The organism is Amycolatopsis antarctica, assembly GCF_002262875.1.
Lineage (GTDB): Bacteria > Actinomycetota > Actinomycetes > Mycobacteriales > Pseudonocardiaceae > Amycolatopsis > Amycolatopsis antarctica.
On the sequence record NZ_NKYE01000014.1, the window covers coordinates 13,315 to 32,334 of the forward strand.

The 19,020-nt window shown below is 66.4% G+C and carries 15 protein-coding genes and 2 pseudogenes; 7 read left to right on the plus strand and 10 right to left on the minus strand.

Features of this window, described 5'->3' with window-relative positions:
- The first annotated feature begins 515 nt into the window (after positions 1–515).
- Both CFN78_RS20650 and CFN78_RS20655 read left to right on the plus strand, forming a co-directional pair.
- Positions 516–1,352, plus strand: a complete 837-nt coding sequence (locus tag CFN78_RS20650; RefSeq protein ID WP_094864516.1) for an SAM-dependent methyltransferase — start codon at positions 516–518, stop codon at positions 1,350–1,352.
- A 111-nt stretch (positions 1,353–1,463) separates the two neighbouring features.
- On the plus strand, positions 1,464–1,688 hold the full coding sequence (locus tag CFN78_RS20655; protein WP_240519587.1) for a protein-L-isoaspartate O-methyltransferase family protein: 225 nt from the start codon (positions 1,464–1,466) through the stop codon (positions 1,686–1,688).
- Here the strand turns inward: CFN78_RS20655 and CFN78_RS20660 are convergent.
- From CFN78_RS20660 to CFN78_RS20685, 6 genes and pseudogenes are all read right to left on the minus strand, one after another.
- A pseudogene (locus CFN78_RS20660) lies at positions 1,669–1,995 on the minus strand (hypothetical protein); the annotation flags it as partial. The gene CFN78_RS20655 and the pseudogene CFN78_RS20660 overlap by 20 nt on opposite strands.
- A 207-nt stretch (positions 1,996–2,202) precedes the next feature.
- A complete protein-coding gene (locus CFN78_RS20665) occupies positions 2,203–3,687 on the minus strand; it encodes a flavin-containing monooxygenase (RefSeq protein ID WP_094864518.1) in 1,485 nt (494 codons plus the stop codon).
- 85 nt (positions 3,688–3,772) lie between these two features.
- Positions 3,773–4,279: an NAD(P)/FAD-dependent oxidoreductase gene (locus tag CFN78_RS20670; protein ID WP_094864519.1), complete on the minus strand. Its 507-nt coding sequence runs from the start codon at positions 4,277–4,279 to the stop codon at positions 3,773–3,775.
- Positions 4,276–5,205, minus strand: coding sequence for a reductase (locus CFN78_RS20675; RefSeq protein ID WP_094864520.1), 930 nt, complete (start codon positions 5,203–5,205; stop codon positions 4,276–4,278). Before CFN78_RS20675 ends, CFN78_RS20670 begins: the two co-directional genes overlap by 4 nt.
- A gap of 9 nt (positions 5,206–5,214) precedes the next feature.
- Positions 5,215–6,039, minus strand: coding sequence for an SDR family NAD(P)-dependent oxidoreductase (locus CFN78_RS20680; protein ID WP_094864521.1), 825 nt, complete (start codon positions 6,037–6,039; stop codon positions 5,215–5,217).
- Positions 6,039–6,977, minus strand: a complete 939-nt coding sequence (locus tag CFN78_RS20685) for an alpha/beta hydrolase (protein ID WP_094864522.1) — start codon at positions 6,975–6,977, stop codon at positions 6,039–6,041. The genes CFN78_RS20680 and CFN78_RS20685 overlap by 1 nt, the downstream gene beginning before the upstream one ends.
- Before the next feature lie 74 nt (positions 6,978–7,051).
- Here CFN78_RS20685 and CFN78_RS20690 point away from each other — a divergent pair, with 74 nt between their 5' ends.
- Positions 7,052–7,726: a TetR/AcrR family transcriptional regulator gene (locus CFN78_RS20690; protein WP_094864523.1), complete on the plus strand. Its 675-nt coding sequence runs from the start codon at positions 7,052–7,054 to the stop codon at positions 7,724–7,726.
- Between the two features lie 632 nt (positions 7,727–8,358).
- Here the strand turns inward: CFN78_RS20690 and CFN78_RS28785 are convergent.
- The gene (locus CFN78_RS28785) at positions 8,359–8,850 is read right to left on the minus strand and encodes a hypothetical protein (protein WP_133116402.1); all 492 of its coding nucleotides are present in this window, start codon (positions 8,848–8,850) and stop codon (positions 8,359–8,361) included.
- A gap of 927 nt (positions 8,851–9,777) precedes the next feature.
- On the opposite strand from CFN78_RS28785, the gene CFN78_RS20695 reads away from it, so the two are divergent.
- A complete protein-coding gene (locus CFN78_RS20695; RefSeq protein ID WP_094864524.1) occupies positions 9,778–10,413 on the plus strand; it encodes a DNA-binding response regulator in 636 nt (211 codons plus the stop codon).
- Positions 10,414–10,536: 123 nt separating this feature from the next.
- Here CFN78_RS20695 and CFN78_RS28790 read toward each other — a convergent pair whose 3' ends face one another.
- A complete protein-coding gene (locus CFN78_RS28790; RefSeq protein WP_133116403.1) occupies positions 10,537–11,022 on the minus strand; it encodes a hypothetical protein in 486 nt (161 codons plus the stop codon).
- A gap of 193 nt (positions 11,023–11,215) precedes the next feature.
- Here CFN78_RS28790 and CFN78_RS20700 point away from each other — a divergent pair.
- Positions 11,216–12,498 (plus strand): annotated as a pseudogene (locus CFN78_RS20700) (IS256 family transposase); the annotation flags it as partial.
- A gap of 87 nt (positions 12,499–12,585) precedes the next feature.
- Here the strand turns inward: CFN78_RS20700 and CFN78_RS20705 are convergent.
- Positions 12,586–13,500 carry an SDR family NAD(P)-dependent oxidoreductase gene (locus tag CFN78_RS20705; protein WP_094864525.1) on the minus strand — a complete coding sequence of 305 codons (915 nt, stop codon included), beginning with the start codon at positions 13,498–13,500 and terminating at the stop codon, positions 12,586–12,588.
- Between the two features lie 174 nt (positions 13,501–13,674).
- On the opposite strand from CFN78_RS20705, the gene CFN78_RS20710 reads away from it, so the two are divergent.
- Positions 13,675–14,469, plus strand: a complete 795-nt coding sequence (locus tag CFN78_RS20710; protein WP_094864526.1) for a helix-turn-helix transcriptional regulator — start codon at positions 13,675–13,677, stop codon at positions 14,467–14,469.
- A gap of 509 nt (positions 14,470–14,978) precedes the next feature.
- Positions 14,979–16,982, plus strand: coding sequence for an AfsR/SARP family transcriptional regulator (locus CFN78_RS20715; protein WP_094864527.1), 2,004 nt, complete (start codon positions 14,979–14,981; stop codon positions 16,980–16,982).
- A gap of 197 nt (positions 16,983–17,179) precedes the next feature.
- Here CFN78_RS20715 and CFN78_RS20720 read toward each other — a convergent pair whose 3' ends face one another.
- A complete protein-coding gene (locus tag CFN78_RS20720; protein WP_094864528.1) occupies positions 17,180–18,736 on the minus strand; it encodes an alpha/beta hydrolase in 1,557 nt (518 codons plus the stop codon).
- Positions 18,737–19,020: the final 284 nt, after the last annotated feature.

Consider the following 19,020-nt stretch of genomic DNA (forward strand, 5'->3'; position numbering starts at 1 on the left):
TCCTGCGTGGTCGACCGGGTCCCCAGCCGGGGCCGTAGTCCGGTGGCCGAAGCCACTGGTCGTTGTGGTTTATGACGGAAACGCAACCTAGTTGCCCGCCAAGGCTTGCACTGACGAGACCTGTCGAAGAGGACCAAGGGATCAAAGCTCGGCGGGTGCGCGGTCCCCAACCTGTGTGGTGAGACGGCCGGCCTCGCGCGCGATGGCGGAATGCGGTTTCGGCTCGGCTACGTTCCCTGAGGGGTGCGCACCTTGCTGATCAGCGATCTCGCGGCCACGCTACCGATCTTCTGTGCTGGGACTCCCTGCTGGTAAGCCGGCTGAAGTCGGCATTAATGTCGGACATTACCTGCGAGGCGGTCGAGGTCCTGTGTGTCGGAGCGGGGCAGCCGGCCGTGGGCGCGGTATCGCGCATCGTGCTCTGCCACGCCGGGTCGCTGAGTGGCGTGCTTCGGCGGTTCGATGAGGTGACTAGAGTGAGCGACTTCGCTGATCCGATTCTTGGGAGGCACCGGATGGCATCTGGCGCGGACGACCTTGATCTCAACAGGCCGGTAGGTATCGATCCGAATCGGGCCAGCGTGGCTAGAGTCTACGACTACATGCTGGGTGGCAAAGACAATTACGAGGTCGATCGCACGACCTACCAGCAGATGGCGACTGCGCTGCCCGAGGTGGTGGACGTGGCCCGCGAGAACCGGGCGTTCCTCACCCGCGCGGTCCGGTTCATCGCCAGGCAGACCCGGATCACCCAGTATCTGGACTGTGGTTCCGGCCTGCCCACCGCCGACAACATTCATCAGGTTGCCCAACGGCACGAGCGTGACTCCAAGGTCGTCTACGTCGACAACGACCCCGTCGTCATCGCGCACGGACAGGCGCTGCTGGCCGAGAACGAGTTCACCGCGTTCATCGACGGTGACATTTTCCAGCCACGCAGCATTCTCGACCATCCGGTCGTCGGCCAGCACCTCGACTGGACCGAACCCATCGCCCTGTTCCAACTGGCGACCCTGCACCACCACAAGGGCGAACGGCACCAGGCTGCCGAGGTCATGGGCGAATACATCGACGCGCTGCCGTCCGGGTCCTACGTCGCGATCTCGCACCTGCTCGACCCCGAAAGCGAGGACAGCGCCGTGGCCAGCCAACTCTCCGACGCGGTAGCTCGCGGTTCTCTCGGCGGTGCCACCTGGCGCACCCACGACGAGATCACCGAACTCTTCCACGGACTCGAACTGGTCCCCCCGGGAGTGGTCGAACTGATGCACTGGTGGCCCGACGGCCCGAAACTGACCCCGACCACCGTCGCCCACCGCATCATCGCCGGTGGCGTCGCCCGAAAACCCTGACCCGCGACGGTTCCCGTCACCCGGGTGCATCGACCGGAGCAGCCGACATCGCCCCCGGCCTCGTCGGTACCGCCCGCGGGCACTTTGCCCACGCGGAGCAGCACGCGCAGCATGGCTGGGAACGGAGCGGCATGGTGGTCCGAGCACGGCCCGTTCGACCGGATCATCGCCACGTGCGCGGTCACCCACATCCCGCCGGCCTGGATCGACCAGTTCGCCGACAACGGCCGGATCGTCGCGTCCCTTGATGCCGGGACCGCAGGACCGCTGCTCGTGCTCGACAGGACCGCGGCCGATGAAGTCACCGGCCGGATCGCACACCTGGCGACGGCGTGACATCCTCATAAGCCACCGCGTACTCGGCCGCTGCGGTTCCCTTGTTCGCCATCTTGATCGTCTTGCTCAGGTTTACCGGGCCCGCCGCCTTGACGACACCGAAAGAAGCGCTCACCCCGCCTGGGTCGTCCTGAACGTAGGCCGGCACCTGGTTGTCCACCGCGGACTTCGCGTTCACCCGGCCGGAACCGACGCGCTGAGGGCCAAATATTTTGCCGTTCTCGACCACGTCGGCGCCAGCGGTGTTGATCACCGCCGCCTTGACCTCCTCGACCGACCAGTCGGGATGTGCCTGCCGGACAAGTGCGGCGCGCCACCGCCAGTACCACCGATGACCGCGTCACCCATTGGTATACGCAATTTTTTGACATACGGGTAACCCTTGTCCGACGCGTATCCGAGAATCTGCCTGGCTCAACCTGTGTCCCCGACGAGAACGCTCGGCATGCGTGCCATGCCTTCGATGGCGCGCGATCCAGCCTCATGAGAAAGCGTCTTGCCGGTGATCTCGCGATCAGCGGGCGAATGTGTAGTCCCGTAGGGAAAACCTGTGGCTGGTGAGCATGGTTTCGAGGGTGGGGGATGCGCGGAAGGGCACGTCGCCGTTCTCGTCGAAGTAGTAGCTGTTGGCCAGGGAGCAGGAGTCCTGGAAGAAGACCTGGTGCTTGCGCCGTCCGAGCATTGTCCGGAAGTAGCGGTTGTTGGCTTCCTGGGTGACCTCCACCCGGGTGGTGCCGGTCCGCCGCGCGTGGGTCAGGCAGCGCACGATGTGCGCGGATTGGGTTTCGATCAGGTTGAAGTAGGACGAGCCGTTGTAGCCGTAGGGGCCGAGGATGGTGAACAGGTTCGGGAAGCCGGGCACGCTGGTGCCCTGGTATGACTGGAACCGGTTCTCGTGCCAGAACTTCTCCAGGTCGTTGCCGCCGGTGCCGCGCACGGTGAAGGGGGGCATGTTGCCCTTCTCGAACACCTTGAACCCGGTCGCCAGGATCAGCACGTCCACCGGGTGCTCGGTGCCGTCCGCGGTGCGCACGCCGTGTTCGGTGACGGCCGAGATGGCAGAGGTTTCCAGCGTGACGTCGGGGCGGTTGAAGGTGGGCAGGTAGTCGTTGGAGAAGCTCGGACGTTTGCAGCCCAGGGCGTAGCGGGGTGCGAGCTTGTCGCGGGTGGCCGGGTCGCGCACGGCCCTGCGCAGATAGGCGCGGGCGATCCGCTCGCCCACGCCCGCGGTGGGCAGCAGCCGGTGGAAGTGCGCGGCCAGCGGGAAAGTCAGCTCCACGAACGTCTGGCTGGCCAGCCTGGCCAGTCGCTTCGTGCCGGGCAGCCGGTTCAGCGCCAGGCGGGCGGGTGCGCGCAGGGTGGTGTCGAGTTTGGGCAGGCACCAGATGGGGGTGCGTTGGAAGACGGTGAGGTGCTCGACATCCGGAGCGATGGACGGGATGACCTGCACTGCCGAGGCGCCGGTGCCGATGATTGCCGCCCGCTTGCCGCGCAGGTCGACTTCATGGTCCCAGCGGGCGGTGTGCATGAGTGTGCCGCGGAAATCCGCGAGGCCATCGATGTCCGGCGGTTTCGGCTGCGTCAGCACGCCGGTGGCGCCGATGACGAATCGCGCGGTGATGGACCCGCCGTCGGCGGTGTCGAGTCGCCACAGGTGCGTCTCGTCGTCGAACGTCGCGGTGACGACCTTGGTGCCGAGGCGGGTGCGTCGGCGGATGTCGTACTTGTCGACGCAGTATTCGGCGTAGGCCTTGAGTTCGTTTCCCGGTGCGTAGATGCGCGACCAGCGGGCGATCTGCTCGAAGGAGAACTGGTAACTGAACGACGGGATGTCCACGGCCACACCGGGGTAGGTGTTCCAGTGCCAGGCGCCGCCGAGGCCGTCGCCTTCCTCCAGCACGACGAAATCGCCGAAGCCCGCCTTGTCGAGCAGGATCGCGGCGCCGATGCCGGAGAATCCGCCGCCGACGATGGCGACCTCGTGGTCCGGAACAGTCATGTTCTGGCCTCACAATACTGTGCAACGCGCCGACATTCCGGCCCGGCGTGGGACCGTATGTCAATGATTCGCCGGCAAGCCGCGATCATGCGGGACGTCCTTCCGGTGTGTGGGCGAAGATCGAGCTGTTGCCGAGGACGACCACGTCGGCCCGGTGTTCGACGCCTTCGGCGGTGCGCACGCCCTCGGGCGCGAAGGCGTACACCGGCCAGGTGACGAGGGTGCAGTTCTGCCGCTGCAGCGCGTCGTAGTAGTTCAGGCCGGGTGCCAGCCGCCGGGAGCCGAACCGGCGGTCCGGAGTGAGCAGCCGGCGGACCCACGGGTCCTTGATCTGCCAGCGCAGGAACGCCCGTGCCACCGCGATGCCGACGGCGCGGCCGCCCGGTACGGGCAGTGGCAGCACCCAGTCCGGCTCCTCCTGGAACACCTTCACCGACAGCGCGGTGGCGGCCACCTCGGGTGCGATCTGTGCGGCCTCGCGGCCCGGCGCCACCACGGCGACCCGTTGCCCGGCAAAGTCGTGGCCGAACCATTCGGTGCCTCGCAGTACCTGGCCGGAGAAGTCACCGAGTCCGTCGCGAGCGTCGCTCATGACGCCACCGGTTCGTGGGTGATCTCCTCGGTCCACGACTGCGGCTTGCCCAGCAGCTTGGCGGGTACCCGGCTGGTGAGCTTCACCATCGGGTCGGCAAAATATTTGTGATAGGCATGCGAGCGATCCACGACCATCGCCGCTTGCGCCTTGAGCACGTGGTAAGCCGGAATACGCTTGGTGAACTCGCCGCGGCCGCCGATGGTGTGGAACCGTTTCACGGCGTTGTACAGCTTCTTCTCCGGTAAGCCCATCGCCACGATGTTGTCCCGCATCCTGTTGATCAGCGGTACGAAGACCACGATCAGTCCGAGCACCACCTGCGGCTTGAGGTTGCCGATGGTCTCGATCAGCAGCTTGTGCCTCGGGCCCGAGCCGATCAGCTCCAGCACCTGGAAGTCGACCGTGATGTGCCGGGACTCGTCGGAGTTGATGTGCTTGAACACCTGGTGGCACACCGGGTCGGTGACCTCTTCGAGCAGGAATTTCACCAGTGCGCCGTCCAGTGCGCATTCCAGCAGTGGGATGAGTGTGGCCAGCCCGGTCAGCGGCAGCGTGTCGCCGAAGTCGTCGAGCACCTTGATGGCCAGCTTCACATTGATGTTCGGCTCGGGCATGGTGCCGTCCTCGTCGAGCATCCCCCAGCGCTTCATCAGCGCCAGCTCGGCGTTGGCGTGTTTCTGTTCCTCGGCGTGGAAGTAGCGGTAGATCTCCTGGATCTCCGGGGTGGGCGCTTTCTTGGCCAACGAGGCGAACCCACGGGCGCCGACGTGCTCTATCCACACCAGGTCGGCCATGAACGGCCGCATTTTCGCGCGCAGTTCGTCGGTCATCGTGTCCGCGCCGGGGGCGTCCCAGTCGATGTCGGCCAGCGACCACTGTTTGTCTTTGATGGTCTGCAGCGTGGCGGCGAAGTCGTCGGTCATCGGTCCTCCTTACTGTTGTGGCCCGGGCGCGAACCGGCCGAGCAGCCCGGCGACGCGGGCGTACGGGGTGGGCAGCAGCCGTTTGGCGTGCCAGAGCAGCTGGGCGTCCGGCTGCGGGACGACGTACAGCCGTCCGCGCTCGTGCGCGTCGAGGGTTCGCCGGGCGATCCGCTCGGGCGAGAAGCCGACCAGATCCGACAGCCGCTGAGCCAGCCCGCGGGCGGCGACGTCGATGAGTTCGCCGCCGAAGATGTTGGTGCGCACGAAAGTCGGGCAGAGCACCGTGACGCCGACGCCGGTGCCGGACAGCTCGGCGGCCAGCGTCTCGGACAGGCTGACCACTCCCGCCTTGCTCACGTTGTAGGCCGACATCCGGGGTGCGGCGGTGAACCCGGCGGCCGAGGCCACGTTGATGACGCCGCCCGCGCGGGCCTGGCGCATCGCGGGCAGGAACGTGTGGCAGCCGTGGATGACGCCCCACAGATTCACGCCCAGCGTGCGCTGCCAATTCGCCAGCGGGGCGTCGCCGACCACCCGGCCGCCCGCGCCGATGCCCGCGTTGTTCACCACCAGGTCCGGCTCGCGGCCGAGCCACGAGCGGGCCGCCTCGGCCAGCTCCGCGACCTCCTCGGCACTGGATACGTCGCAGACGACGGCCACGGCCTCGCCACCATCGCCCTCGATTCCGGCCACGGTCTGTTCGGCGGTGCCGAGGTCGATGTCGGCGCAGACCACCCGGCCGCCACGGCACGCCAGCTCGACGGCGAAAGCGCGGCCGATCCCGCTGCCAGCCCCGGTGACGACCGCGTGCGCGCCGTGGGTCCGGCGGGCCATCAGGACGCCTCCCGCAACGGTCCGGAAGCGGCCGGCAGGTGGCCGGCCAGGAACCCGCAGGCCCGTTCCAGCGCGGCTCGCCCCTCGGGGATCAGCCTGGGCAACGCCTGGAACACGTGCATCTGCCCCGGGACGAGGTCCAACTCGCAGTCCGAACCCGCACGGCGCAGCACCCGCGCCAGCTCCACCGCATCGGCGGCCAGCATCTCCCGGCCACCCGCCTGGATCAGCGCGGGCGGGAACCCGGTCACGTCATCACCGGAGAGCCGCAGCCGTGGCGAGTGCGGGTCCGCGTCGCGGGCGTAGAGGTCGATCAACCGGGCCGCCCGCGCCGCGGAGATCAGCGGGTCCCGCCGCAGGCGCTCCTGCTCGGCGGCCAAGGCGAAGGTCGGATCGAACAGGGGCGAGAACAGCGCCAGTGCGGCGGGCGGCTTTCGGCCCTCGCGCAGCAGCTGCAAGGTCAGATCGACGGCGAGGTGCCCGCCGGCAGAGTCGCCGGCCAGCACGATCCGGCCGGGGTCGCCGACCTCCGCGGCCAGCCAGTCGTAGGCCGCGCGCACGTCGTCGGCCGCGCTGGGGAACCGGTGACGGGGCGCGAGCCGGTAGTCACAGGCGAAGACCGGCAACCCGGTGCCCGCCGACACCCGGCTGGTCAGACCCCGGTGCGTCCGGGCCGAGCACAGCACGTAGCCACTGCCGTGCACATACAGCACCGCGGCGTCCTCACGGACCACTCCTCGCGCCAGCACCCACTCGCCACGCGGACCGGACTCGGCCGGACCGAACCGGCTGCCCGGCATCGGTGGCCCGAACGTGGCCAGCGCGCTCGCCACGATCCAGCGGGACAACCGGATACCGGGCCGGTTGAGCGGGATCACCGAGGTCAGCGGGCGCAAGGTGAGTGCGGTGACGGTTGCGGCTACGTCACCGCGGGTCATCCGCACTACCCGATCATTCTGATGGCGCACGCCATCAGAATGGTGCTCGTGACATCGCATGTCAAGATGTGCGCGTGAGCTCATCAGCCGGACCCGCCCGGCGCTACGGCGGGAAAACCGCAGATGAGCGCCGGCAGGAGCGGCGCGGTGTCCTGGTCGGGTCGGCGGTGGAGATCTGGCAGGAGCAGGGCTGGGCGGCGGTAACAATGCGCGGCGTGTGCGCTCGCGCCAGGCTGACCGACCGCTACTTCTACGAGAGTTTCGCCAACCGCGACGAACTGCTGGCCACTGTCTGGGACCAGATCCGGGACCAGACGTTGCAGATGCTCCTCGGGGTGATCGGCGCCCGCGCCGAACACTCCGCACTCGACCAGCTTCACGCCGCCCTGCATGCCCTTGTGCACCAGCTGCAGGCCGAGCCTCGATGGGCGCAGATCCTCTTCGGAGACCATTCCGGTAGCGCCGTGCTGGAACAACGCCGCAGGCAAACCGTGCAGCAGGCCACCGACATCATGGTCGACCTCGCGCGTCCGTTCCTGCGCGACGGCGTCGACGATCGGGCGCTGCGCACCAACGTGCTGCTCGGCATCGGCGGGTTCGTCGAGATCATGCTCGCCTGGCGATCCGGCCTCGTCGACCTCGACGCCGACACGCTCGTCGACCAACTCACCGAGGTCAGCCAATCGCTGTCACACAACTTCCTGCGCCCGGACAGTCGCGAGGACCACCCCGCACCACCGACCGCGTAACGCGCCGAGCATGGAGGGTGACCGGCTCGGTCGTATGGGCCGTAGCCGACTCCGTCGCTGCGGACACATAGTCGGCCCGAGACGCTTGCCGTGCACTACACGAAGGGCGTGCCCAACCGGGTGGCTGTGAAGCCGATCGCCACTGCGTTCCACTAGTGTTCGGGTTTGGTGTTGGCGCTGGACCGAGGGCACGTGCGGAGCCTGTACGTCACCTCTGGGGCAAGGGCCGGTTGCCGGGCGTCGTGGAGTAATTGATGTGCGGCGATGCAAGCGATGGTGTCGACTGTTCTGAATTCTGCGACGACGCAGACGACGCATACGGGTGGCACAAGCTCCCGTGCGCGATGCCGGCGCTAATCAGTGCCTGACTCACCCGAGCGTGGAGACGACGACGGGGCGCGGCAGGGTGCACCCCGTCCTTTTGATATCACTGCAACCGAAACGTTTGCGGGTAGGCGATGGCGCGATTCGGCTTACTGCCGGCATAGTTCGACCTCATCGAGGAGTAGATGTTCGCGTCCGGGGGTGCCAGCGAACACGGCGAGGAGGTGTTGACTTGAGCGAAGTCCTGTCGGGCCAACCCCTACGACGTCGGCGACCCGGCTAGCGTCTTGGCCCAGGACGGCTTGCGTTCAGGGACAACCCACCGGGGGACTGTCGAGGCGCACGAGATCTCCATTGGCCAGGATGATCGTTCCGTAGGCGGTGACACAGCGGTTTGCGGTGCCAGTTACTTCGAGGGGACCAGCCTGGGATATGAAGTTACCCAAATCTGGTTTGGGCGTCTTATCGGTAAGGCAGTAGGTGTCGCCTTCCCAGTTCCCAGCCTGGCATCGAGAGATTCCTACTTCTGTTTGGAGTCTTTTGCCGGAGGTGGAGCCTGCGTGGTACATGCACGCGGTGTTGGTTCCGCCGGCGGCGGAGTTGTAGTAGATCGCCAGCTGGCCGCGCGGTTCCTTCTTGAGCGAGGATGCCCAGCTCAGTGTGCCTGAGCAGGTGGCTGCGGCGTGTGCGGTCGCGGAAGTGACTGCCCCCGCGGCGATCATGCTGGATGTCATAACTGCAACACCGAGCAGGACGCGGCAACGTTGCCAGGTTGTACGGTTTTCCGGGAATTTTGTCATGAAACGACCTTTTCTTCACCCTGGTGTGATGGCGCTGGCACGCGGACCGACATTCGGCTCGACGTCGATCTATTGGATCGCGCACGGTCGTGCGCCAGCGGTGGCGGTCGCCACTCCGGTTGTCCCTTGCGACGTAGACGATCCCACTGTCGGAGACCATCTGATGCTGGAGGCGGATTAGCAGAGGATCAAGGGCGCCGAAGAGTCTCGTACGAACTCGCACACCGGAGGAGCCGAGTTGAGGTTCAAGCGGAACGAACTCGGTCTGCAGCGGTACGACAGATCGGAGACCGACGCGAAACTACGGCGAGGGAGGTCCGCGACGCCGGAGCCGAGGCGAACGTGGTCGCCGGGACTCGACCGCTCCGGCGGCTGTCACCGCACTGTTCGACCACGCCGTCGACGAGGTCGGACAGGTCGACATCGCCATCGACACCACGGGGATGGTGTTGCGTAAGCCGATGCTGGAGACCAGCGAGGAGTACGATCACCCGATCGTTCGGGCGGGACCAAGTCGAAGACCGCGTACATCTTCTTCGCCGAAACCGGCTACAGGATCAGCGACGGTGGGAAATCATCACACTCGCTACCTCACTTGCTGACCGCCTTCACCGACGGCTACTCCACCTACGCCGGCTCAGCTCGATGCCGACCGGGCACCACCTGTGCCCAGCTCTTGCGCCTGAGCCGTTGTACGAGTTCGTACGAACCTGTGTGGACAATGTGCGAAACCGCAGCGCGAGGTTGTCGCGCTGACGAGGGCACCTTCAAGCTTGCACCGACCATACGGCGGACACCGACTGGGGTAGGTGCACCCATGGACCACTCGCAGATCATGGATCGGACAGGGCGGCCAGCTACGTCGCGCTCATTCACGGGGTTGTGGCGCTGTCGCCTGCGCGGCGGCCCTGTGGCAGGACTGCACACATGACCACGGTCGCCCTCGTCGACGACCACCCCGCGGTGCTGATGGGTATCACAACTTGGTGCGCGGACGCCGACCCGTGCATCAACGTCGTCGCTTCAGGAACTGGCACGGACACCGCATGGACCGAGCACGGCATCAGTGCGGATGTCGTTGTCTTCGACCCAATGTCGGACAGGCATGTCCCAGCGCTGAACGACCTCCGGCGACTGGCCGAAGCTGGTAGACGAGTCGTCGTCTACTCGATGCGCAAAGATCATGCGCTAGCCCTCGCCTGTCTCGACATCGGCGCTTACACCTACCTGAGCAAAGTTGAAGGCAACGAGCACCTCGTCCCCGCCATCCATGCCGCCGCCAACGACCTCTGCTATCCCGCACCTGCACTCGCAGATGCGGGAGGCGCCGACATCAACAGGCCCTCGCTCACTCCTCGCGAGTTCGATGCTCTCGTGTCTTGGTTCCATTGCGAATCGAAAGATGCGGTGGCCGAGAGAATTGGCGTGTCGACAAGTACGGTCAACACCTACCTCGACCGTGTTCGGATCAAGTACGCCAACGCCGGCAGGGAAGCATCGACGAAGGCGACCCTGCTGGTGCGCGCGGTCCAGGATGGGCTGATCAACTTCGACGACCTGTAGCGGTCGGCATCGGCCACCGCATTTGCGAACGGGTTCCGAGACTGCCCGAGAACGGCGTCACGGAGCAGGTCGGGCCCACCAGTACGGTGCACCCGGCCTGCTCCGTGGTCGCTGACAGAACTGTCAGCTCCAGGTCACGCAAACCTTCTTCGGTAGGTTCTCTTCCGACCACGTGATTGCCGCGTCGCCGGAAAGTCCTTCCGCCAACCCCAGCGCTGCCACAACCGCTCCGGCAGGGATGTTGACACCGCCAACAACGAATGCCCCCACGCCGGTCACCGCGCCTCTAACCTTCAGATACCAGCCATAAGCGATGCCAGCTTCCTTGGGAATTGTTCCGCAGAACTCCCCACCAGCCACCTGTCCAACCTGCTGCGAATCCGCGCCAGAAGGAGTGCGCTCGGTTGCCAGCATTCGGCCGTACAAACTGACGGCCTGTGTGTACTCATCTGCGGTCACCGTCTTGGCGTATTCCGCCTGCATCTTTCCGACCTCGGCAGCTCGATCAACTGGACCAGCTGATGCGACACCAGCCCCGGCTCCTAGGAAGGCAACGGTGAACACCATCACCAAAGCCGCCGCTGCCCGTTGAGAGAGTTTCTTCGTCATATCGAGTCCTCTCCGACCTTCGTATACCCAGGTGACATCTGTACGGGCAAAAACGTTAGCCAAAACGCGACCGCAATACAGTCGGTCGAACGGCCCACAATTCGGGCTTCGTCGACAAATCCGGAACCGTTCCAAGATCAGTGTTTCCGGCCCGACACGCCGGGCCGTAGGTCCGTCGGGATGGGCACTGTGAGTGGTGACATCTGAGCTTGTGAGTCCACGTAAGCGTGAGTCCAAGCTGGCGCGGGAGCTGTCGCCGGAGCAGGCCGCCGCGGCGGCGATGGTGGCCGAGGCGAAAGCTCGCGGGCTGGCCCTGACCGGTCCGGACAGCCTGCTGAAACTGTTCACCAAGAACGTGCTGGAGACCGCTCTCGACGAGGAAATGACCGAGCACCTCGGCCACGAACAGAACCAGGCCGACCGTGAGTCGACGAATGTGCGCAACGGCGCACGGCCGAAAATGGCGAGCTCGGATGCCGCCGGCGGGGCCACTGTCGAGGTTCCGCGGGACCGGGAGAGCGCGTTCGATCCGTAGACCGTGAAGAAGCGGCAACGACGGCTCGCGGATGTGGACGAGATCGTGCTGTCACTGTATGCGAAAGGGATGACCACCGGCGACATATCCGCGCATTTCGCGGAAATCTGCGGAGCCCCGGTGGGCAAGGAGGCGATCTCGCGGATCACCGACAAGGTCGTCGCCTATATGAACCACTGTGCCAACCGCCCGCTCGACTCCGTGTACGCGGCGGTGTTCATCGACGCAATCCACGTCAAGGTCCGCGACGGGCAGGTCGCCAACCGGCCCGTCCATGCGGCCATCGACGTCACCGTGGACGGCCGCAAGGATGTCCTGGGCCTGTGGATGGGCACCGGTGGTGAGGGCGCGAAGTTCTGGATGAGCGTGCTGATCGACCTGAAGAACCGCGGCGTGGCCGTCGTCTTCTTCCTTGTCTGCGATGGCCTCAAAGGGCTCCCCGATACGGTGGCGAACGTCTGGCCGAAAGCTATTGTTCGAACCTGCATCGTCCACTTGATCCGGAACATCTTCCGGCTGGTCGCGCGTCAGGATTGGGACGCGGTGAAGCGGGACATCAACCTATCTACACTGCGCCCAGTCCGGATGCCGCGGCTGTCGCAATGGACGAAATCGAGAAGAAATGAAGGAAGAAGTACGGGGCGAGAGCCGGCTCTGGCGCAACGCCTGGGAGGAGTTCATTCCGTTCCTTGATTGCGACGTTGAGATCCGGACGATGATCTGCTCCACGAACGCAATTTAATCATTGAACGCCCGTTATCGGCGGGCGATTCGCGTACGAGGGCATTTCCCGACCGAGCAGGCCGCAATGAAGTGCCTGCATCTCGCGGCCCCGCAGCCCGGACCCGACCGGGACCGGCCGCGCCCGATGGACGATGTGCTGGAAACCCATGATCAACGCGTTCACCATCACCTTCGGTGATCGCTGGCCGGAAGCGGAGCCTACTGATCAACAACGCCGGAAACACCGCTCACGGGATAGACCCCGGACCGGCGAAGGGCGAGTATCGGAGGCGCTTTTGTCGTTCTCAGTCGACCTGTTCCAGCCAGTTCCAGAGGATGCGTTCGCGGTGGGTGTCGTAGGACTCGGTGGATGACGCCGCGACCTTCGTCTTGTGGATGTAGGCACCGGTAGCGGCGGTGGTGACGCCGAGGATTGCGTCGGCGAGTTTCTTGCCCGCGGGGACCGGGGTGTCCACCAGGGGGGTGACCGAGAGCAACGGGACGACCTTACTCATCAGAAAGGGAAAGGCTCCACCGGTTTGGCGTGCGAGTCCGGTTCCGATCACGAGACTGGGGTTGTACGAGACGATGTCGATGCGGTCGGGCAGTCGGCGGGCCCATTCGTGGACCAGATGAATGCCGCCGAGTTTGCTCGTCACGTAGGCACGGCGACCAGCTCGGACATTTTCGGAACGGTCGAATGCTCCGGGGCGCGAAATTTCCGGGATGGTCCACCGGGGTGCGGGCATGGTCCCCCCGGTGTGCCGGAGATCGCCGAAGTGAGCGTCGCTGACGGTGACGACGATGCGTGCCGGAGCCTGAAGGTGAGGGTGTAGTTGCCGGAGGAGCTGGTGGGTGGACATGACGTTTACGGCGAAGGTCCTCTCGTATCCGTCGACCGTGGTTGTCAGCGCATTGGAGAGGTGGACACCCGCGTTGAAGACGAGTCCCCGCAGCGGAGGCAACTCGCCGGAATCAAGAAGATCCTCCATCTTCGCCCCAGCAGCGGCGACGCTCGCCCTGCTCGACAGATCGACGTCGGCACTCGACACATGCGGAGAGATTCCCCGCAGGCTCGGTAGAATTTCGGCGGCAGAGGAGCTTCGCCCAAGAACCACGAGGTGGGTATCGGGGCTACGACGCAGGATTTCTCGTGCGGCTTCCAGGCCGATTCCTCTGGTGGCCCCGGTCATGATCAGGGTTCGGTTCGCTGCGGTCATGGGTGGGCCTCCGGGTGAGATCGTGCGAGTTCGTGTGTGCGTCGACATCTGCTTTCTCCGCCGCCATCGACACTGATGGAGTCTTCGACGGTGAGGGAGACCTCGTCGAGCCTGGTATCCACAGGGCCACGCATCCGGCCTGGCGATGGCCGCAGGGGTAGGGACAATGAAGTCATGGCGGGAGATGAGAGGTTGGGTCTGGGCGAGTACCTACGTCGTCATCGCTCGGAGATGACACCCCGGGATCGGGCCGGCTCATCGGCTCTGTCCCATAGGCGTGTGCCGGGCCTGCGACGTCAGGAAATCGCTGACGTCGCAGGCATATCGGTCGACTACTACATCCGTCTCGAACAGGGGCGCGCGTCCCGCCCCTCGCGGGAGATCCTCACCGCGCTGGCCCGTGCGTTCCGGCTCTCGAGCGCCGAGCGGGATCACCTGTTCCGGCTGGCCGGTGAGCGCCCTCCGCAGCCACGAGCACCCGCCGCGGAAATCCGACCGGGACTCCAACTATTGCTCGACAGCCTGAACCACACCATGCCGGTCACCATTCACGACGGCAGGCTCGACGTGCTGGCGCTCAACGCTGCCGCGGCAGAACTGGTCGGGCCCGTCTTCGGCGGCGGGCCCTACGGTTACAACATCGTCCACCAGGTCTTCACCTCGACGGGACTCCGCGAAGTGCTCGGTAACGAGGGAGCGGAGCAACTCGCCCGAGCGGCCGCCTCCGAACTTCGCAAAGCACTCAGCCTCTACCCGGAAGACGAGCGTCTCCGCTCCTTGTTTCGCGAGCTGGTGGCAAGCAGCCCCGAGTTCATCAGCCACTGGGACCGAGGAGAGATCGGAACATGGAGGTCCGCGATGAAACGTTTCAACCATCCGACCAGAGGACCGCTCGACTTCGACAGCGAGATGCTGCACGACCCCGAGAGCGACCACTGGGTCATGCTTTTCACGCCCCGCCGCGCATGATCCATCGATGTGCACGCGAGTCTGTGCCGGTCGCAGCTGGTGGACCGCTCCGCCCTGCCGAACATCGTCCACATCAGGAACGATCGGGACGTGCCGCGGGTCACTCTCACAAGCACGATCGGCGGCCGGCCGGGGCCGACCACGGCGCCTTTGTGGGGAGACGTACCGCTGCCCGCACGGGATCTCCCGCTGGAACAGACGAGCGGCGAACGGTCGGGGCCACGATTCGGCCCGCAATCGACGACCGCCTGTGACCGGTTCCGACCGTGTGCGCGACGATCGATGGGCTCGTCCGAGCGGAGCGCGACCCCGTCCGCGAGGCGACCTGCACGGGCGCGGTCACTGTTCCGGACGCGCTGGCTGCCGCCACGCCGGCCAGGCATCTCGCGTAACCTGAGATCGCGCGGCTTCGGGCAGCGCGGGAAGAAGCCAACCCACGACGGTGCGGTGTGTCGCGAGGCCGGAACGTCTGGGAAGAACATGCCGGAGGGGCCGCCACGGAGGCGAACATGCGCGGTCAGGACCTCGAAGTCCTGGTACTCGGACCGACGGACGCGACGAGGTCCGGGCAGCCCGTTCCGCTCGGTGGGCATCGGCGGCGTGCCCTGTTGACCAGGTTGCTGCTGGACGCGGGGCGCACCGTGTCGGCGCAGACCCTGCTCGACGACGTCTGGGACGACGAGACTCGTCCGGTCACTCGCGGGACGTTGCAGACGCACATCTCCGAACTCCGGACGGCCCTCGGCGGCCGGATCGGTTACCACGCCGGTGGCTATCGGCTGGATCTGTCCGGGCTCCGTCTTGACGCGATGAACTTCGAGAGGGCACTCGACAGCGCTTTGGTCAGTGCGGCGACCGGACTGCCGGAGTCGGCTCGCCAGCTCCTGACCGAGTCCCTCGGTCTCTGGCGCGGCGACGCGCTGCAAGACGTGGCCGACCGTGCCTGGGCTCACCCCGAGGCGGCGCGGCTCACCGAACTGCGGAAGGTGGCGGAAGAACAACTTCTGCAAAGCCGTCTCGACGTCGGCGAGCACCAGCAGCTCGTTGCGGACGCTGAGGCCGCGGTCGCCGATGAGCCGCTGCGGGAACAACGCTGGGCGACCCTCGTTCTGGCCCTGTACCGGTGTGGCCGGCAATCCGCCGCATTGGCGGCCTATCGCAGGCTGCGCGACCTGTTGGCCGGGGAAATGGGCGTCGACCCCTCACGTCCGATGGTCGAGTTGCAGGCAGCGATCCTGCGGCAGGATCCGCGGCTGGACGGTCCTGGCACCAACGGAATGCGCGGTCTCGCCCGCACCGCGGCCACCGAGACGCTGCGACGCGCGCACGACGCCGCCGACGCCGGGGACTGGCCGACCGTGCAGGAAAGTCTGATCGCGGCCGAGACGAGTGGATCGCTGCACGTGGACGATCTCGAACTTCTCGGCGACGCGGGGTTCGTGTCGGGAGACCAGGAAACCTCTATCTACGCCCGGATGCGGGCCCACATGATGTGTCTGACCCAGGCCGACACCAGCCGTGCCGCGGTATTCGCAATGCAGATCGTGTGCAACTACTACGTCCGCAACCAACCTTCACTGGCACGAGGCTGGATGGATCGGGCCGGTCGTCTCCTGGACGGAGTGCGTGAGTCCGCGGCTCACGGAATGTTCGCCTACACCGAAGGGCTCATCGCCCTGGCCGGCGGCGACCCTGCCGTCGCCGTGGAGAAGGGCGTCCGGGCCAAGAAGATCGGGAAGCGGCGGGGCGATCACGAGATCGAGGCGCTCGGCCAGGCCGTTGAGGGCTCTGGCCTCGCCCGGCTTGGCGACATCGAGGCCGCGGTCCCGCTGTTCGAAGCGGCCTTCGCCGCGGCGTGCGTCCCGGGACGGCTCGGTCCGGTGGCCGCCGGGCAGATCGTGTGCTGGTCCACGCAAGCGCTGCTGTCGGTCGCCGAGTACGACCGTGCCCGGAAGTGGATCGACGTCGTCGAACAGTCCGGTATGGCTTTTCCTGGGGACTGCCACGTTCACCGGGCGGAAGCGCTCCGGGGAGTCGGTGAGCTGGACGCCGCCGCCGCGGAGGCCGAGGCCGGCCGCCGCGAGGCTCAGGACGTCCAGCCGCTGCACGCTGGCATTGCGCACTACGAGATGGGGATGCTGCATCTGGCCAGTGGTTCTCTCCTCGCCGCCGAACGTTCGTTCGTGCTCGCCAAGGCGTGCGGTGTGTCGCAACAGCCGGGAGCCGCCCTGGTCCAACTCGCCCTTGGCGACGTCGACGGGGCCTTCCGGGCGATCACGGCCGCGCTGGCCAGTCCGGTGGTGGACGACCTCGCCCGTGCGCGGTTGCTCCCGGCCGCCGTACGGATCGCCGTCGCCGCGGCCGAACACGCGCAGGCGGAACGCTTCGCCGCCAGCCTGAACCAGATCGTCCGGACACTGGACGCACCCGGTCTCGCGCCGATCGCCGTGGCGGCGCGCACCGAGCTGGGTCTGCGTACCGGCGTTCCCGAGGACAACGCAAAGGCCTTCTGATCGAAGGGACGGGCGCCTTGTCACCGCGACGATGCGATCTCTCTCCAGGACGACGGAGCGGAAGCCGTGGCCGATGTACCGATCAGTCGATGCGGACCCGGCCGAACGCGGGTTCCCGGCGGGCTCCCCACAATCTCGTGAAGGCCACCTTCACTACGGAAAACGTAACGGAGGTGGCCTTCACGAGCTTCGACCGTTCAGGAAGGGTTGGGCGGCGGCACGCCGGGCACGCTCTGGTCCTCCGGGACCACGCCCTCGACCAGGTAGGCATCGACGACCTCGTCCACGGCCGCGTTGCCGTACCCGTAGATGCCGTGGTCACCCTCGCCGGTGACGGTCAGCAGCCGGGAGTTCTCGAACCCTGCGTGTGCCTTCCGGGCGCCTTCGATGGGCGTGGCCGGGTCGTTCGCCGACTGGACCATCACCACCGGCGGCACACCCTTGCCGTCCAGTGCGGGCAGCGGACGGGGCTGGTTCTCCCAGAAGATGCAGTTCTGGATGAACATCCAGTACCCCCCGGCCAGCAGGTTGCCCTGGTCGAGGAACTCCTGCGACCTGCGGATCACCGACTGCCGGTCGCCGGGCGTGGGGCTGTCGTTGCACCTGACGGCGGTCAGCACGGCGAGCAGAGCGTCATTCGGGGCCGGCTCGGCCGGCGCGTCGGCGATCGCCGCCCTGGCCTGCGCCTTGGCCTGTTCCGGCGCGTCGTTCCCGGTCAGCGTCCTGAGCTGGACCAGGAAGTCGGCCAGGCCGGGGAAGGCTTGCTTGCTCTTGAGCAGGCCGACGAAACGGCTGTCCAGATCGGCCGGGCCGACCTTCACACCGTCGACCTCGACCGGATTGCCCGTCAGCGCGTACCGGACGTCCTCGAAGGTCTGCCGGACCTGCTCGCCGGTGGCGCCGAGCCCGTACCGGTCGTCGTGGGCCGCGGCCCACGGCAGGAAGTCCTGCCGCCAGCGGCGTTCGTACCCCATGGGCTGCAGGTCGAACGACGCCGCCCAGGTCGAGGTGAAGTCGACCGAGGAGTCCAGCACGAACCGCCCGACGCGGTCGGGGAACCGCTGGGCGTAGTGCGCGCCGAGCCAGGTGCCCGCCGAGTAGCCGATCCAGTTGATCTTCTCGCGGCCGAGTAGGACCCGCAGCAGGTCCAGGTCCTTGGTGTTGTGGAAGGTGTCGACGAACCTGCCGAGTTCACCGGAGGCCTGCTCGCAGGTCTTCGTGGTCAACTCCGTCGTGTCCAGGAGCAGGTCCAGATTGCGCGGGTCGCGGTCGCGCGGGTCGTGGATCTCACCTTGGCCCGCTCCGTCGCAGGAGATGTTCGTGCTCCTGCCGGTGCCGCGGGTGTCGATGCCGATGATCTCCTGATGCTCACGCAGCTTGGCCTGCTCGCTCAGCGAGGCGGGGAACGAGCGGCCCGGCCCACCGGGCCCGCCCGGGTTGGTCAGCACGGACGCCGTCGTCTCACCGGTGGACTTCAGCCTGCTGATCGCGATCGTCACGTCCTGCCGGTCGTCCGGGTGTTCCCAGTCGCGCGGGGTCGCGAACGTCGCGCACTCGAGGATCTTCGCCGTCTCGGGTTTGTCCGGCACGTCCTCGGCGGTGCACTGGCGCCAGTCCAGGCCCTGTTCGGCGTAATGCGCCGGGATGCCGGTGGTGTTCAACGGGTCGGGGTTCGCCAGCGCCGGGGTCATCCCCGCGAGCAGGCCACCCGCGACCGCGGGGATCACCACGACGAACCGTAGTCTCCTGTGCATATATCGCCCCTTTGTCAAAAGTCCGATTGGCCTACGCCAACAGGCCCATTTGAAACCATGCCCCTGCGGCATGCTCAAGGAGTTCAGTGCAGATTTCGCTCAGAAATTTCGCCTATGGTCCGTCGCCCCGAGCGGGGACGACCGCCGGCAGCGTGGAGAGCAGCGCTGCTCCGCCTGAGGGCCACCTGGTGTCGTGTGAACTCGGGTAATGTTCCGGGCAACGGAGTCCGGCAGCAGCCGCGCTCTGTCCTATGTGGACCGTTTTGTTGGCCGTTGATCATGCT